This window comes from Streptomyces sp. ADMS, assembly GCF_033441795.1.
In the GTDB taxonomy this organism is placed as follows: domain Bacteria; phylum Actinomycetota; class Actinomycetes; order Streptomycetales; family Streptomycetaceae; genus Streptomyces.
Map to the genome: position 1 here is coordinate 1 of NZ_JAVFVX010000039.1, position 14933 is coordinate 14933.

Sequence of the window (14933 nt, forward strand, 5' to 3'; positions counted from 1 at the left end):
CGGCTGCGGATGTCACGGAGATGTCCTCCCGATTGCGGTGCCACTAATCTGGCCCGCAACTTCCAATCCAGAAAATCGATTCCCTGGATGATCTGAATCCAGGGAACAAATACATGTACGTTTTCCGCCTCCGCACTGGGACGCTTCGTGAACCTGGCAAGCCTGGACCTCAACCTTGTCGTCGCCCTGCGCGCTCTCCCGGAGGAGCGCAACGTCACCAGGGCGGGCCGACGCATCGGGCTCAGCCAGCCCGCCACGAGCGCCGCCCTGGCACGGCTGCGTCACCACTTCGACGACGAGCTGCTCTCCCGGGCCGGCGGACGCTACGAACTGACCGCTCTCGGCCTGGCCCTCCTCGACCGCACCGCCACCGCCTGCGACCTGCTGGAGCGCGTCTTCACCAGCCAGGCCGACTTCGACCCGGCGCACGAGGAGCACGAGTTCACTCTGATCGCCTCCGACTACGCGGTGGCCGTCTTCGGCGCCGAACTCGCCCGTGCCATCCACGCCGAAGCACCAGGCATCCGACTCCGGTTCAAACAGGCACCGACGGAAATCATCGACAACACCGGGGGCTGCTGAGCACCGCCGACGGACTGTTGATGCCGTGCGGCATCAACAGCGGCTTCCCCACGGTCGAGCTCTACCGGGACAGCTGGGTCTACCTCGTCGCCGACGACAACCCCGAGGTCGGCGAACACCTCACCCTCGACGACCTGGCCCGACTGCCGTGGGTAACGTACCAGCGCACCTACGACGCACCCGCCGCCCGCCAGATCGGCATGCTCGGCATCGAGCCGCGCGTGGAGGTCTCCGTCGGCAGCTTCCAACTGATGCCCCTCCTGGTCGCCGGCACTCGCCGGGTGGCCCTCATCCAGGGACTTCTGGCCGAGCGGCTGGACGGACTCGTCCCCGTTCGTGTCATGGAACCGCCCTATGACGCCGTGCCGCTCCAGGAAGCCCTGTGGTGGCACCCGGTGCACACGCACGACGCGGCGCACATCTGGCTGCGCGAGACGGCAAACCGGGTCGCCGAGGCCGTCAAGGCCGGTCGGCCGACTATCTCCAGTCCGCCGAGTTGAGGATGGGCTGGGCCTCGCGAGGGCGAAGACGCTGCCGCGCTCCGCGCCTGCCCTGTGACTGCCGACGAGTGGCAGCCCTGGCGCGACACCCGCGGGCTGCCGGCGCCTTGCCCTGTCCACCACGGCCAATCACGACGTCAGCGGCAGGGACGCTGTCCAGCGTGAGCCGGCCCTTCGAAGAGACGCCCGTGCGGCGGGCCGCGTCGAGTACGCCGAGACCAGCTCTTGCAGTTGGCGAGAGTCTGCTGTGCACTCCTGTGAGCCGGATGTCACGCCGCCCGGCGCGGGTTGAAGCGTGGATGGCGTGCGAAACCAAGCGGCTGGAGAAATCCCGGAAACCCTGGGGCGTCGTCCGCTACGCCATACTGCTGCCTGAACAGGCCAGTTGGCGGCCTACGTCGGGCGGGCAGGGAAGCCCTGCGGGGTAACAGGCCGAGGATCGCTTCCTTTGACCCACCGTCACTCGCTGGAGGGTCCGAAGCATGGGCACGGAAGCGCCGTGGCACACCGTGCTTTGCCGGCTGTGGTACCCGGTGAGATACTGGCGCGCTGCGGAATCGGCGGAGCATACGGGGGCGCGATGGGCCAGGCGGTGACCGCAGCCATGCTGCAGGTGGCGGACGTGCACAAGTCGTACGGTCGAGGTGCCAGCGCCGTTCATGCTCTGCGTGGCGTGTCCTTCGAGGTCCCTCGTGGGGAACTCGTTGCTCTCAAAGGACGTTCGGGCTCGGGCAAGACCACCCTGCTCAACATCGTCGGTGGTCTGGACGAGCCGGACAGCGGACGCGTCACCGTCGACGGGCTGCATCTGCGGGACCAGGGTGAGGACGCCCTCCTCGCGCTGCGCCGGGAGCGCATCGGCTTCGTCTTCCAGTCGTTCGGGCTCATTCCCATCCTCACGGCTGCCGAGAACGTGGGCATGCCGCTGCGATTGCGGAGGGCGGACCCGAGCGAGCGGCGGGAGCGCGTCGAACTGCTGCTGTCTCTCGTGGGACTCGCGGACCATGCCGCGCAGCGCCCTGGCGAGTTGTCGGGCGGGCAGCGCCAGCGCGTCGCCATCGCCCGCGCCCTGGCCAACAGTCCGTCGATTCTCATCGCCGACGAACCGACCGGCCAGTTGGACGCGGAAACCGGGCACTCCGTTATGGAACTGCTGCGCGCGGTCGTCCGCAGCGAACAGATCACGGCTCTCGTGGCCACCCATGACACCACACTTCTTGACCTTGCCGATCGTGTGCTGGAGCTGAAGGACGGCGAGATCACCGGGTTTTGAAGCCAGCCGTCTGGATCACACCGCAGACGCGGGTCCGGCGCGCGCTCCCCCAGGCTCTTCGAGCAGGGCCCCCGTCGCGTCGACTGCCTTCTCCGCCTGGCAGCTGCACGCACCGGACCTCGCTCACCGGCATCGACGAGGCCACGTCACCTTTCCTGCAACCTGTCCACCTGTATCCACTCGAAGGCCGCTGGAGCAAGCGGACGACCGGGCGCCCCGGGTGCCCTCCGCCCGTCAGACAGCGCTTCCCCCCGCCGGATGTGCCTGGTTCGCTTCAGAGTCCCGGCTGTTCCGCGGCTCAGCCCTGGCCGTGACGGTCGTTCCGTGTGTCGTCAGGGCGGACGGCGATGTGGTCGGGTTCCAGTTCCAGGGCGACGCGGTCGCGCATTCCCAGGACCCGGGTGTACTCGGCGGGGAGCTGGAGGCGGCCGGCCCGGTCGAGCATGGCGTATTCGCGGGCGACCAGGTTCTCCTGGCCGGTGGCGGAGTCGACTTCGCTGTGGCGCAGGACTTCCGTCGACGTGCGGCCGTCCCGGATGGCGACCGTACGGCGGACCTCACCGGCGACGGACTGGTCGTGGGTGACGATCACGATGGTGGTCCCCAGCTCCTCGTTGGCGGTGCGGAACGCGGCGAAGACCTGTTCGGCGGTGTGGGAGTCGAGTTCGCCGGTGGGCTCGTCGGCGAGCAGGACCGCGGGATCGTTGGCGAGGGCGACCGCGAGGGCGACGCGCTGCTGCTGGCCGCCGGACATCTGATGCGGCCGACGGTCGCGGCATTCGGCGACGGCCAGCAGGTCGAGGAGTTCCATGGCGCGATCGGCCCTGGTTCGGCGCCGACCTCGTGCGCGGACCAGTTGCAGGGGCAGGGCGACGTTCTGCGCGGCGGTGAGATAGGGCAGGAGATTACGGGAGGTCTGCTGCCAGACGAAGCCGACGGTCCTGCGACGGTAGGCGAGGCGTTCCCTGGAGGACATCGTGACCAGGTCGTGGCCGGCGACGCGGGCCACGCCGGCGGTGGGTTTGTCCAGTCCGGCCAGGATGTTCATGAGGGTGGACTTGCCGCTGCCTGAGGCGCCGACCAGAGCCATGAGCTCCCCCTTGCGAACGAGGAGATCGAGGCCTTGCAGCGCCTGCACCTCCACGCCGTCGGCGGAGAAGATCCGTACGAGCCGGTCGCAGGTGATCAGGGCGTCGTGACCGTAGACGGCGGCGTTGCGCGCGGCGCGGGCACGGTCGGTGAGCTCGTGGAAGGTCGGGCTGCTGGTCATCGGCTGCTCCTGGGCGGACAGAGGTACACGGGCCGGTGCCGGAGGGGGCTTGGTCTCAAGTTCTGCCCACTGTCTAGTCGTCACCCATCCTCAGTTCGCGCACCGAGCCACGTCGGCTGGTCCACCAGGCCTGCCCGGCGGGCACACCGACGGCCAGCAGCAGCACGGTGAGCGCCGGAAGCGCCAGCGAGAGCGGATCGGTGCGCAGCGCGGCCCCCTCGATGGCGGACGAGGAGGCCAGGGCGATGGTCGTGAGGTCGACGCCGGGCGACAGCAGGTGAATGGCGGCCCAGCCTGTCAGCAGACCCCCCGCCGCGGCCAGCAGTGCCTGCGGGAAAGCCGTGAGGATCAGCAGTCGGCGGCCCTGGGACCGGCTCATGCCCATCGTGCGCAACCGGGCGAGCAGGGCGCTGCGTTCGGGCGCGGTGCGCAGCACGGTCAGCAGGAGGGCGAGGACCGCGTATCCGGCGCCCCCGGCGACCGCGACACCGTACAGGCGTTCCGCGCCGGACTGCAGCGGTGAGTCGACGTGCCGCGCGCGTTCCTCGACGCGCAGCCGGACGGCTGCCTTTGTGCCTTCCGCCGCCGAGCGCAGCGCCCGGCCGTTCAGGGCGTCACCGGTCAGCAACAGGGTCGTCGTACGCGCCGGGCCGCGGGGAAGTGCGGCACGGTCCACGATCAGGAAGTCGTCACCGATCACGGCCGGAGTGCGTGCCCGGACCAGGACGATCCTGACGGTGACGGAGGTGCCGTCCGGAAGCAGGACGGGGTAGGGGCCGGTGCCGTACTCCTCGGCCACGCGAGGTGAGGCCAGCGCGGGCAGGGGCCGGTCGGCGCTGTCCGCCGTACCGGCGTCCTCCTGCCGGAGGCTCGCCGCGTCGAACGGCCCCAGTCCCGTGTGGTGGGACAGGTGCGCATAGGCGTCGGGGTCCACACCGGCCAGCGGTACCGGCTGACTGCCCTGTTGCGGCTTCGCCTCGTTGGTGACGCTCGCTTCCGTCATGTCCCGTACGCCGGGCAGCCGGCGGACGCGGTCGGGCAGGGCTTGAGGCAGTTCACCGGTGGTGGTCTCGACGCGGCCGTCGGCGCCGACGGCGAAGAGCGCGGCCTGGTCGCGGGCTGCTGTGACCCCTGCCAGGACCGAGCCGCCGAACGCGGCCGTGGTGAAGGCCGTGAGCAGGGCGAGCAGCGGCAGCACCGCGAAGCCGGGGGCGCGGGCCACCTGGGCCAGCGACAGCGGAATCACCGGGCCGCGCATTCTCGTGGTCGCCTTGCTCAGCGCACGCAGCGGCAGGGGGTGGAGGCGTGCCAGCAGCAGAGCCGCGACCACGCCCGTCAGCAGCGGGGCGGCGGCCACCAGAGCGGTGCTGCCGGATCCCTGTCGGCGCAGTGCGGCGACCGCCCCCGACGCGATGACCAGCACGGTCAGTTCGGCCACCGTACGGCGCCGCGACGGCCGGGCGGCAGCCAGGCCCTCCCGGCCGTCGTGCATCCGTACCGTGCGGTGCGCCACCACGCCGCGCAGTGGGAGCGCGACGCAGGCGAGCAGGGTGACGGCGAGGGCGGCGGCGACGGCGGGCGCGCTGCGGGCACCGGGCAGGACGAGCAGGGCGGCGGCCAGTCCGAGGGCGCCGGCCGGCACGGCCACCAACGCAGTCTCCGCCAGCAGCCGAAGGGCGAGGCCGGGCAGTGAGGCACCGCGGGCACGCAGCAGAGCCAGCTCCGTGCGTCGGCGATCGGCTGCCACGCCGCCGGCCATGGCCAGGACGATCACGGCGAGGCTGCCGGTCCCGACGGCGGCGAGGAGAAGCAGCGGTTCGATCCCCGACCGTAGTCCGGCATGGTCTGCGAGGACCCCGTCGAGATTCGTCTGGGCCTCCAGGCGCGGGTCGACGACCGCCCGCAGGCGCTGCACTCCCGGGCCCGACTCAAAGGCGGCGACGGCGGACGCCAGCCGGTCGAGATCTTGGCCGCGCAGGGTGGCGGCGTCGGGGGCCACCTGCCAGTACCGGAGTGGGCGGCCGGGGGTGCCCAGGAGGACCGGGCCGGCATCGGGGGCAAGGAGCAGGGCGCCGAGCCAGTAGACCTCCGTCAGCGCGCTGCCGGGCAGGCGGCTCAGCGCGGGGGTGCGCAGCACCGGCAGTGCCGACCAGTAGGCGCCCGAGGGGGTGCGCGGGACGACGATCCCGGTGACCCGGACGGCGAGCGGGGCGCGTACCGAGTTCGGTAGGTGGATCACGGAGCCCACCCGGATGTGGAGCGTGCGGGCGGTGTCCGCGGTGACGGCGGCCTCGACCTGCGCGGTCGCCGCGGTCACCGGTTCGCCCGTGGTGCGCGGCAACCGGCCCGCGCTGAGCCGGGCATGGGAGGCCAGGTCCTGCTGAGCGGCGAGCAGCAGTTGGGCGGGCATGCCGGCGGGTTGCGGAAGCCAGGGGTCGGACGCCACCAGGCCGACGGTCGTGCGCACGCCGTACGACGACTGCGCGAGGTCGGGAACCAGCGGCGCCCTCGTGGTGGCGAGAACCTCGGCCCTCGCCGCGGCCAGCGGACCGGTGCGCAGGGCAGCCTCCACCTCCTTGATCGTGTCCGTCCAGGGTGGCGGGGCGTCCACCTGCACGGTCGTCCGGTCGGGAAAGGCCTGCTCGACCGCCCGGCGCAGACCCGCGTCCCCGTACCGGTCGACGGCACGCGGGTACGCGGCAGCCAGCGCGGCGGTCACGGCCACCAGCAGCGCGAGGGCCGCGGACGTGCCGGCGAAAGCCCTCAGCCGGGCCCGCACCCCGGCTCGTACGTGCGGCGGCACCGCCCTCGTCCCCCCGCTCTGCGGGGGCACCGGCTGCGCGGTCACTGCGTCACCTCGTCCCTGAGAGTCGTTACGGGTTTCGCTCGCCGAAGTGCGAGGGCCACGGTCACGAGGGCGGGGCCCGCTGCGAGGGCCGCCAGCAGGGCGGCCAGACGCAGGAGCGGGAGTTCGACCAGCACCGGCGGGAGCGGCCGGGTGGCCTGCCCGGTCAGCACGACGAGGGGAACCAGCGCGTACGTCAGCACCGTGCCCAGGGCCGTGCCGACCAGCAGCGCCAGCGCCACCAGCACGCCGTGCTCCACGGCGACCAGCCGGGCCAGCCGACGGCGCGGTGTTCCCAGGGCGCGCAGCACGGCGAACTCGCCGTCCCGGACGCGCATCGCCCCGGCCGCGCTCACCGCGAAGCCGAGCGAGGCGAAGAGCACCGTCACCGCGGCGGCCGCGACCAGCGCTGCTTCCGGTGCCGCCCCGAACGGGTCGTCCCGGAGCTGGGCCGCTATCTCGTCGCGCACCACCACCTGCTCCGGATCGACGTCGGGCAGGTTCCGCACGGCAGCTGCCGCGGCACCGGGCGCGGCCGTGCGCAACCACCACTCGGTGGGCGTGAGACTGGTTCCGTAGCGGGCCTGCAGCACCCGGTTGACGGTCCGGAGATCGACCAGCAGGGCCCCGCCGTCCTGCGCGGTGGTTTCCGTCGTGGGCAGGGCGCTCGCGGTGCGCACGATGCGTACGGGCACGGAACGGCCGTCGAACGTCACCTCCACGCGCTGGCCTTCGCGCGCACCGGACACGGTGAGGAACCGGTGGGTGGCGACCGCGACGATCTCGGGCGCCGCGGGCTGGGCGACCTTCAGCCGGACCTCCAGCGGCGCGGCGCCCGGCGGGATGTCCGACGGCAGGTATCCGGTGCTGTACGTCAGGGTGACGGGTGCCGTCGACGTGATCCGGGGGCGAGTCGGCCGGGCGCTGTCGTCGGGGGCGACGGTGACCGAACCGGCCTCGACCGCGGTCGCCCACCTCGTCGGCAGGGTCAGCTGCCGGACGTCACCGTCGCCCGCTGTCGCCGTGAGCGCGCCGAGGACCAGGCGGTGCCGGTGGGCACGGCCGCTCGGCTGCGGCGTACTCAGTGTGAGCCCGGTCAGCGCCAACGGGCCCTGGGCGCCGTTCAGATCCGGGGTCAGCGGGTGCGGGCGTCCGTCGGCGGCGAGGCGGCCGAACGGTATCTCGTAGGAGGTTCCGTGACGGTCCCGCACCGTGAGCGTGACGTCCGCGCCCGGCCCCGGCGTGGTGCTGTGCAGGGCAGCGGTCAGCGTGAGCCGGGCCGTGCCCTCCGGTACGTCGATGCCCGCGGGTGCTCCGCGCGGCACGAGCCCGGCGAGCAGCGGACCGTCCGTCAGGTCGCGCCGCGCCAGTACCGCCCCGGCCGCCTCCGCCGTGTTCAGGGCCACAACGGTCGCGGTGCGGCTGCCGGAGAGCGGCACGGTGGCACGGACCGCGGGGGCGACCGCATCAACGTGCGGGAGGTCCGCGTAGACGTCTGTACGGCCCACACGGCCGCTCCCGGAGGTCAGGACGCGCACCTCGGCACCCGCGCGGAAGTCGGCCTGATCGGCCTGGGAACGCTGCCAGGACGCACCCTGCCCGATCGCGATCACGCCCAGCGCCACGGAGATGACCAGGAGGAGCACCGGACCCGCCCCCCGCATCGGCCGGCGACTGAACTGCCAGCCGACCATGGCCACGGTGAGCCCGTGCCCGCGGGCCAGCAGCCGCTCGCCGACACGCGCAAGCAAGGGCAGCAGCCGCAGCACCAGAACCGTTTGGGCGAGCAGCACCAGAGCGGGCGCCGCCACCAGCAGCGGGTCGACGCCGAGGACCCCCGCGCGGTCGGTGGTGACAGCACCGGTGCGCTGGCTTCCGAGCAGCCAGAAAGCGACACCGGCCACGGCCAGCAACCCGACATCCGCCCCGGCGCGCAGCGGTGCGGGCAGCGCCCCCGCCCGCACCGCTGCGGTGCCCGTGAAGGACGCCCGCCACGCGGGGACGGCCACCGCCAGCGCACACATCGCAGCCACGCCCGCGGCGACCGACCACACCTCGGGCCGGCCCCAGACCGGAACGTCGACGCGCACCCCGGTCCGGCCCAGCGCACCCTGCCCGACCAGCAGCCGCGTCAACGGCCCCGACAACAGCGGCGCCACGACCACCGCCGGCCCGGAGATCAGCAAGGCCTCCAGCGCGGCCAGGCCCGCCAGCCGTGCCCGGGTCGCACCGCGCGCACGCAGCAACCGGGTCTCTGCCATGCGCTCGGAGCTGAGCAACCGCGCGACGAGCAACAGGGCACAGGCGGCGAGCAGTCCGAGCTGTCCAGCGACGATCAGCATGCTGGAACGCGTGACGAGCAGGGAGCGTTCGATGCGGTCCAGCACCTCGGGCAACGCGGTGGCCGCTACGGTCGCACCGCTGAGCGCGGGCCGCTCGCGCAGCTCCGCGTTCCCCGAGACGGCAGCCTCGCGCAGCGCGTCGATCCGCTCCGTCGTCAGCGAGGAGTAGTCGGCCGACGCCAGCCAGCCCGACGCGCCGACGCTCACCCGCCCCGACGCCGGCACGCCCGCAGCGGTGAGCAGGGGACCGTACGTCGTGAAACTCGACGCCTGCACGCCGCGACCGCCCAGGTCGTCCAACCGCCAGTAGGGTGCCCGGACGTCCACCGGCCGGTACACGCCGGTGATCAGCACCCGCACCGCCGGGCCGTGCAACCGGTCGGTGACGGTCAGCCGGGCGCCGGGGGCCACCCCGAGCTGCTGGGCGGCGGTCTGCGGCAGTGCGGCCTCGATGGACCCTCCGGTCACCGCCTCACGGGGGAGCCGCCCTGCGACGGTCCGCACCTGAGTGCGATCCAGGGCCGCGAAGTGCGTGAGGTCCGGGTTCCCGTCCCGCGTGGAGGCCGGCCGCAGCGCGAGCGGCAGGGCGTAGGGGCCGGAACGCAGCAGGGTCCGCACCCGCACGGGCAGCCCGGCGAAGATGGTGCGGGCCCCCGCCCGCACGGTTTCGTCGGCCGCCTGCCGCTCGTCGGCCGGCACGTGGCCCTTGACCACCAAAGCGGCCTCGGCAGCGGTGCTCTGCTCGACGAGCGACCGCCGCAACGCCGCATCGCCTATCGCGCCCGAGTAGGCGGTGAGCGCGGCCAGCACGGTCGTCGTCAGCAGCACGGTCAGCAGTGCGGCACCGAGAAGCGCGCGGTACACCCACGCCCGCAGCGCAATGAACCGCAACACGCCCGCCGGCACCCCTCGTTCCCCCACCAAGCCCCCCGATTCCAACCACACGGACCGGAACGCGATGCGGCGTCGGCACCGTGCAGGTGCAAGAGGGAATTGTAGGACTGACTTTGGTCGCCTTGTGATCGGATGCCGGCGGGTCTTGATGGTTGTGTCCGTCCGGACAGGCCCGGTACAGATGGCCAGCCCGGAACGGCGCGGGGCCGGAGTCCGTTGAGCTCCACTGGACACCTGACGGACACGCGACATGGCGGTACGGCCCCGAACGGGTCCGCGGGGTCCGGCACATCGTGTGGATGCGCATCGGCACCCACGGCGTCCTCACCGGCCCCTGATCCGGGGACCGGGAATGGAAGACGCCGCCGACAGACTCGTTCGAAGCCACCAGTGACGCGGCCGAGGTCACTTCGCCGACTCCCGTCACCCCCGCGTCAGGGGCGGGTTCAGCGAGTCGAACGCTGGATCAGCTCGTACTGGGCGGAGGTGGACTCTCCTGTGATCAGTCCATAGGAGCCGACGGACCAGAACTGTCCGGTGCGGCCGGTGGGCGCGAGGGCCTCGATGTCGTACGCCTGGGTTTGGCCGCCGGGGACGGCGTCACCCTCTACGGAGGTCCAGATGCCGTTCCGCAGGCGCCAGTAGAGGGCGGTGCCCTCGTAGCCGTAGCGGTCACCCGAGACCCAGACGGTGCCCTTGCCGTCGCCGGTGACGGCACTGGCCCACAGCCCCTCGACCGGCCCGGTGACGTCGCGCCAGGTGCGGCCGTTCCAGTGCAGCACCTTGGTCTGCTGCTGTTCGTCCTCGACGTACGGGGTGAGAGCTGTGACCCAGGCACTGCGGGCGGACTCCTGGTACACGGCCGTGATCGTGAGATCGCTGCCGGCCGGCGCGGTCTCGGTCCACGAACGGCCGTCCCAGTGCAGGAGCACGGATCGGCCCGGCTGGCCGGCATACGCGAACTGCCCGACCGCCCAGGCATCGTGGGCGGTCCGCGCTTCGATGGCACTGATGAAGACGCCCTTGGGGAGGGGTGTGCTCTGCCAGACGCCGTGGGCGTAGGAGTTGATCGCGGTGTCGCTCACCAGCCAGGTTCTGCCGGGGACGGCGGCGAGCTTCGCGAAGCCGTACCCCTTCTCCTCAGGCAGTGGCACCTGCGTCCACCGCCTGCCGTCGTAATGGCCCAGGGTCTCGCCTACCTGGTCCCAGCCGTACGCCCAGACGTCGTGCGCAGACGCCCCGTCCACGGCGTGCCACACGCCGGTCTCCGGCACGGCGGGGGTGGACTGCTGCTGCCAGGTCCTGCCGTTCCAGCGCAGGATGACGCGGTGGCTGATGCCATCGACGTACTGGGCTCCCACCGCCCAGGCGGCGTTCGGACCGACCGACGCGATGTCGAAGAGCGCGGAGTTGTCCGTGAGCGTCCCCGCCAGAGAGGTGCGCCAGGCCGGGGCCTGGCCCGGGGCCGACGCGGCGGAAGGCGCACCGTCCGCCGCTGAGACTGCGGCTGGGGTGACGGTCACGCCGGCCGCCGTGAGCGCCGTGATGATCGCGATCTTGAGGTACATGCCTGTCTTCATGACTGCTCCCCGTTGTCTGCGGGCGTGGTGCGTGGGTCCTGCACGTTCGCCCCCCGTAATCGCCTGCTCACTCCTGAGACCGTTCGCCCCGCCGGATGGTTGTGCCAGCAGCAGCGCGGAGCACGGGCAGTGGCCTGGGACCGTATTCCCTCTCCGCCTCAAGGCGCACTCGGCCCGGAACCGCCATGACGGTCAACTCCCCGTCAGCGAAACCCGGCTGGGCGGCAGAGACCGGCCGGGGCCGAACACGGCGGCGTGCGGACGGCAGTCGCCTCTCGGTGGCTCTCTCCAGGGCTCGTTGCGCGGCTCGTCGTTGCGGGTCTTTTTGCGGGGCTCACTGTCGCAGCGCCGTCCGACCGGGGCGGCGGGGTCGTCGGGAGGGGCGGTGGTCATCGCGGCCTCGGAATTCTCCGGCGGTACGCGGTCGGAAGCATGGGCCTCTCCAGGCGGCATGGGTGTCCGCGCCGACAGTCTGGGCATCAGTGGTTCCCGCGCAGTGGCCCGTGGATGCGTTGACACCGGCCGGCTGCGGCGGGCACTGGTGAAGTGCCCGCTGACGCGGGCTGCCGGCGGCCGACCGGTCCTGGCCGTCGACGTCACCTGCCGGCCGCGGCCCGAGGCCCACACCTCACCGCGGCGGATCCTGTGTCACACCTACGGCCGGGGCAAGGAGCAGCGCACCCCCCTCCCGGGCCCGCTTTGCTCGATCATCTCCGCGTGCAACTGTTTTTGCAGACGCCTCGCGCGGCAACCCGACATCGCCAAGCCCGTATGGCTTGTTGCTCCCTGACAGACTGACGGCTCCCGTCCTGCTAACAGGGGGGAGCCGTCCAGTGTGTCGCGCGCATATTGCCCTCAGCGGGTCAGGCGTGACGGCGCGAATGCCGGTTACCGGTGACGAGGCGGTAAAGGGCGAGCAGGATGAAGGAGCCGGCGATCGCGGCGATCCAGGTCGAGAGGTCGAAGAACCCGTCGATGGAGTCGACCCCGAAGATCACCTTGCCGAGCCAGCCGCCGAGCAGACCGCCGGCGATGCCGATGAGCATGGTGATGATGATGCCGCCGGGGTCCTTGCCCGGCATCAGGGCCTTGGCGATGACGCCGGCCAGCAGGCCGATGATGATCCACGCGATAATGCCCATCATTTCCTCCCTCAATAAAGAATGTGTCAGCTCATCGTCTGCACCAATTTCTGCCGAACAAACGTGTTCTTTTGATTTAGGCACGAGGGCGGTTCGCCCGACCCGTGCGGCCGGTGCGTAGCCGGCTCGTTGCAGGGCGCGCGTCTCCTCGGCGCCCTTGTCGCGGTGACGTGTCCGATGCCCGATGGGCGTTGATCGAACCGGTTTTCGCCACCTGACGAGCCGGACTCCTGGCAACGGTCGGCCGCAGGGCTTCCCGCCCCCTCGCCCGCCCTCAGCTCCCACGGCGCGCGGAGCGCCGGCCCGGACGGTTCGTCGGGCACGGGTGCAACGACGCTCACTGCCGGAGTGCGGGGCATCTCTCCGTTTGGTGGGACGGCGATCGCCACTGGCAGCACGGTGTCGACCGTCCTCGGGTACACGTTGGCCGGCTCCTTCTCCCCCCGCCGTGACCGCCGCGGTGACCGCAGCCCAAGGCGGCTGGTTCCCGTGCGAGCCCCGAACTGGCCGTCATCGCTGACGATGGCGTCGTCCCGGTGGTCCGGAAGGCGTGGGAAGCCGCCCGAAGCGACTTGGGTTCCCGCACTCTCAGGCGTTGGCCTGACGACGCCGGACCATCCTCCGCGGAGCGGCGTGGTGCACGGGGCGACCCACGCGGCCGGCCTGCTGACGCCAGAGCCACAGGGACGTCACGGACAACAGACCGGTGAAGACCACCAGGAAGACCACCGACACCCACATCTGCCGGCTTCCGGGGTCGTCCCGTCCCACCAGTGCGGCCGACACTGCCCACAAGAGGGAACCTCCGGCGTAAAAAAGGCGGATTCGGCGCAGTTGTCGCAGGGCTCGTACGGGCTCAGCGTGATCAGATTGCGGTGCCATGCCGACGCAGGTACCCCGATACGCACCCTCTACGAGGTTCCGGCGAAAACTCCCTGGAGCGGTGCCAGGCTGTGAACGGGATGGCCCCATCCTTCGGGGCGGGTCGGACGCGCAGGTCGGACACCGTGTCATACGTGTCATGCCTGGTCCCGACGAACCGCTGTGCCACAGGACTCTTCAGTGCAGCGGCGGACAGTGTCGCTGCTGGGTGCGTCGGACAGGGCGATGCGGGCCGTGACGCGTTTGCCGACCGGTTCCTGCTCGGTGAAGAGGTCCTCGGTGACGGCCTTGACGATCTCCAGTCCGTGCTGGCCGATCCTGTCGGGATCGGCGGCCAGGGCAGCGGGCACGCTGGGGTCGCTGTCCCACACGACGACGTCCACGGCGTGGGCGTCGATGCGCAGTTCCATCAGGACGGGGCCGGGGGCGTACTTGAGGGCGTTGGTGACCAGCTCACTGACCACGAGCTGGGTGAGGTCCCTCGCGCGTTCGGATACCGGCAGGTGATGGTCCGTGCGGGCCTCGTCCAGTAAGGCGACGGCGTGGTGGCGGGCGTCGGCGATACAGCCGTCGTCTCCGTCCAGGGCGTAGCCGGCGCGCATCAGATGCTCATCGTCCGGCCGGGTACAGCCGTCACCGTCGGCATGGGATCCCACCTGTCGCCCTCACTCCCCCGGTCCTGGGCGTACTGCTGCTGCTCGTCGTGACGCTGGTGGAGCGCCGCGTCCTCCACTGGCACGACAGCGCGCGCAACTGACCCGCCCTCACGTCTCTGTCTCCGGTGGCCCGCGATGGCGGGGCGCTCGGCGGTGGGTGACTCCAAACTGGCGATGGCCGCCGGGGAAAGGGGCCTGGCAAGGTGCGCCAACGGCGCGGTTCAGGTCATGGGCTCGACCTCGTCGACTGCGAGTCCCGGCCGCATCCGGCCACCCGCCCGACCCTCATCAACGCCGGCAGGTCGGAAGACGCCCGGCGCTTCCAGGCCAGGTACGCCGACGGCGCCTTCCTCTCCGCCGAGAGCCTCGACGAGATGCGGATGCTCTCGGCGGACGTCCACGACCGGGCGAAGGCCCACGGCCGCGTCTGCAGGACCTACTCGATGCTCACCGTCGTCCAGGACGAAACCGACGAGCTGGCCGCCGAGAAGGTGAAGGAGTGGGGCGCGGGCCTCGACCGCGAGGCGCTCGCCCACATGCGCCGCACCTGGGGCATACCCGAGGACCAGGCCCGCGCGTGGGCGGACGGCGCCGACGGCGAGGCCGCCTTCCAGACCCCGTACGTCGCCGGATCGGCGCGGACGGTCACCGACCACATCGAGTACATCGTGCGCGAAGCCGACCTCGACGGACTCATGCTGATCTGCCCCGAGTACGACGAGGACATGCTGCTGTTCGGCGAGACCGTACTGCGCGCCCGCGACGAGGTGGCTGCCTGATGTCAGCCCTGCGCGACACTCAACTCGCCCACCTCACCCGACCCGGCAGCAGGCCCGCGCTGGTCGTGGTCGACGTGCAGCGCGACTTCGCCGACCCCGAACGCCTGGCGGAATACGGGCTGACCGATGCCGCACTGGCGGCGCTCGATCACGCGGTGAGCCGCGTCGGCGACCTCGTCGACGTAGCA

General features: G+C 71.7%; 11 protein-coding genes and 2 pseudogenes. 4 read left to right on the forward strand and 9 right to left on the reverse strand.

The features are described 5' to 3' along the window. Positions 1-147: 147 nt before the first annotated feature. A pseudogene (locus tag RB628_RS18565) lies at positions 148-1082 on the forward strand (LysR family transcriptional regulator). Positions 1083-1662: 580 nt separating this feature from the next. Continuing rightward, on the forward strand, positions 1663-2355 hold the full coding sequence (locus RB628_RS18570) for an ABC transporter ATP-binding protein (protein WP_318321589.1): 693 nt from the start codon (positions 1663-1665) through the stop codon (positions 2353-2355). 298 nt (positions 2356-2653) lie between these two features. Here RB628_RS18570 and RB628_RS18575 read toward each other — a convergent pair whose 3' ends face one another. From RB628_RS18575 to RB628_RS18590, 4 genes are all read right to left on the reverse strand, one after another. Beyond that, entirely contained in the window at positions 2654-3625 is a 972-nt protein-coding gene (locus RB628_RS18575; RefSeq protein WP_318321590.1) for an ABC transporter ATP-binding protein, read from the reverse strand. Positions 3626-3698: 73 nt separating this feature from the next. Beyond that, complete coding sequence (locus tag RB628_RS18580; protein ID WP_318321591.1) at positions 3699-6473, reverse strand: FtsX-like permease family protein; 2775 nt, start codon at positions 6471-6473, stop codon at positions 3699-3701. Then, positions 6470-9706 (reverse strand): ABC transporter permease, encoded by a 3237-nt coding sequence (locus RB628_RS18585; RefSeq protein ID WP_318321592.1) that lies wholly within the window; start codon positions 9704-9706, stop codon positions 6470-6472. The genes RB628_RS18580 and RB628_RS18585 overlap by 4 nt, the downstream gene beginning before the upstream one ends. A 446-nt stretch (positions 9707-10152) precedes the next feature. Continuing rightward, on the reverse strand, positions 10153-11286 hold the full coding sequence (locus RB628_RS18590; RefSeq protein WP_318321593.1) for a hypothetical protein: 1134 nt from the start codon (positions 11284-11286) through the stop codon (positions 10153-10155). 493 nt (positions 11287-11779) lie between these two features. On the opposite strand from RB628_RS18590, the pseudogene RB628_RS18595 reads away from it, so the two are divergent. Beyond that, a pseudogene (locus RB628_RS18595) lies at positions 11780-12004 on the forward strand (transposase); the annotation flags it as partial. Positions 12005-12149: 145 nt separating this feature from the next. On the opposite strand, the gene RB628_RS18600 reads toward RB628_RS18595, so the two are convergent. The 4 genes from RB628_RS18600 to RB628_RS18615 all read right to left on the reverse strand — a co-directional run bounded on the left by RB628_RS18600 (position 12150) and on the right by RB628_RS18615 (position 14049). Further along, positions 12150-12428, reverse strand: coding sequence for a GlsB/YeaQ/YmgE family stress response membrane protein (locus RB628_RS18600; RefSeq protein WP_318321594.1), 279 nt, complete (start codon positions 12426-12428; stop codon positions 12150-12152). 588 nt (positions 12429-13016) lie between these two features. Next, a complete protein-coding gene (locus tag RB628_RS18605; protein ID WP_318321595.1) occupies positions 13017-13223 on the reverse strand; it encodes a hypothetical protein in 207 nt (68 codons plus the stop codon). Between the two features lie 224 nt (positions 13224-13447). After that, positions 13448-13966 (reverse strand): ATP-binding protein, encoded by a 519-nt coding sequence (locus tag RB628_RS18610; RefSeq protein ID WP_318321596.1) that lies wholly within the window; start codon positions 13964-13966, stop codon positions 13448-13450. Further along, a complete protein-coding gene (locus RB628_RS18615; RefSeq protein WP_318321643.1) occupies positions 13912-14049 on the reverse strand; it encodes a hypothetical protein in 138 nt (45 codons plus the stop codon). The genes RB628_RS18610 and RB628_RS18615 overlap by 55 nt, the downstream gene beginning before the upstream one ends. 120 nt (positions 14050-14169) lie before the next feature. On the opposite strand from RB628_RS18615, the gene RB628_RS18620 reads away from it, so the two are divergent. Next, a complete protein-coding gene (locus RB628_RS18620; RefSeq protein WP_318321597.1) occupies positions 14170-14745 on the forward strand; it encodes an LLM class flavin-dependent oxidoreductase in 576 nt (191 codons plus the stop codon). A gap of 2 nt (positions 14746-14747) precedes the next feature. Here the strand turns inward: RB628_RS18620 and RB628_RS18625 are convergent, their stop codons facing one another. After that, positions 14748-14897 carry a hypothetical protein gene (locus RB628_RS18625; RefSeq protein WP_318321598.1) on the reverse strand — a complete coding sequence of 50 codons (150 nt, stop codon included), beginning with the start codon at positions 14895-14897 and terminating at the stop codon, positions 14748-14750. Between the last annotated feature and the right edge of the window lie 36 nt (positions 14898-14933).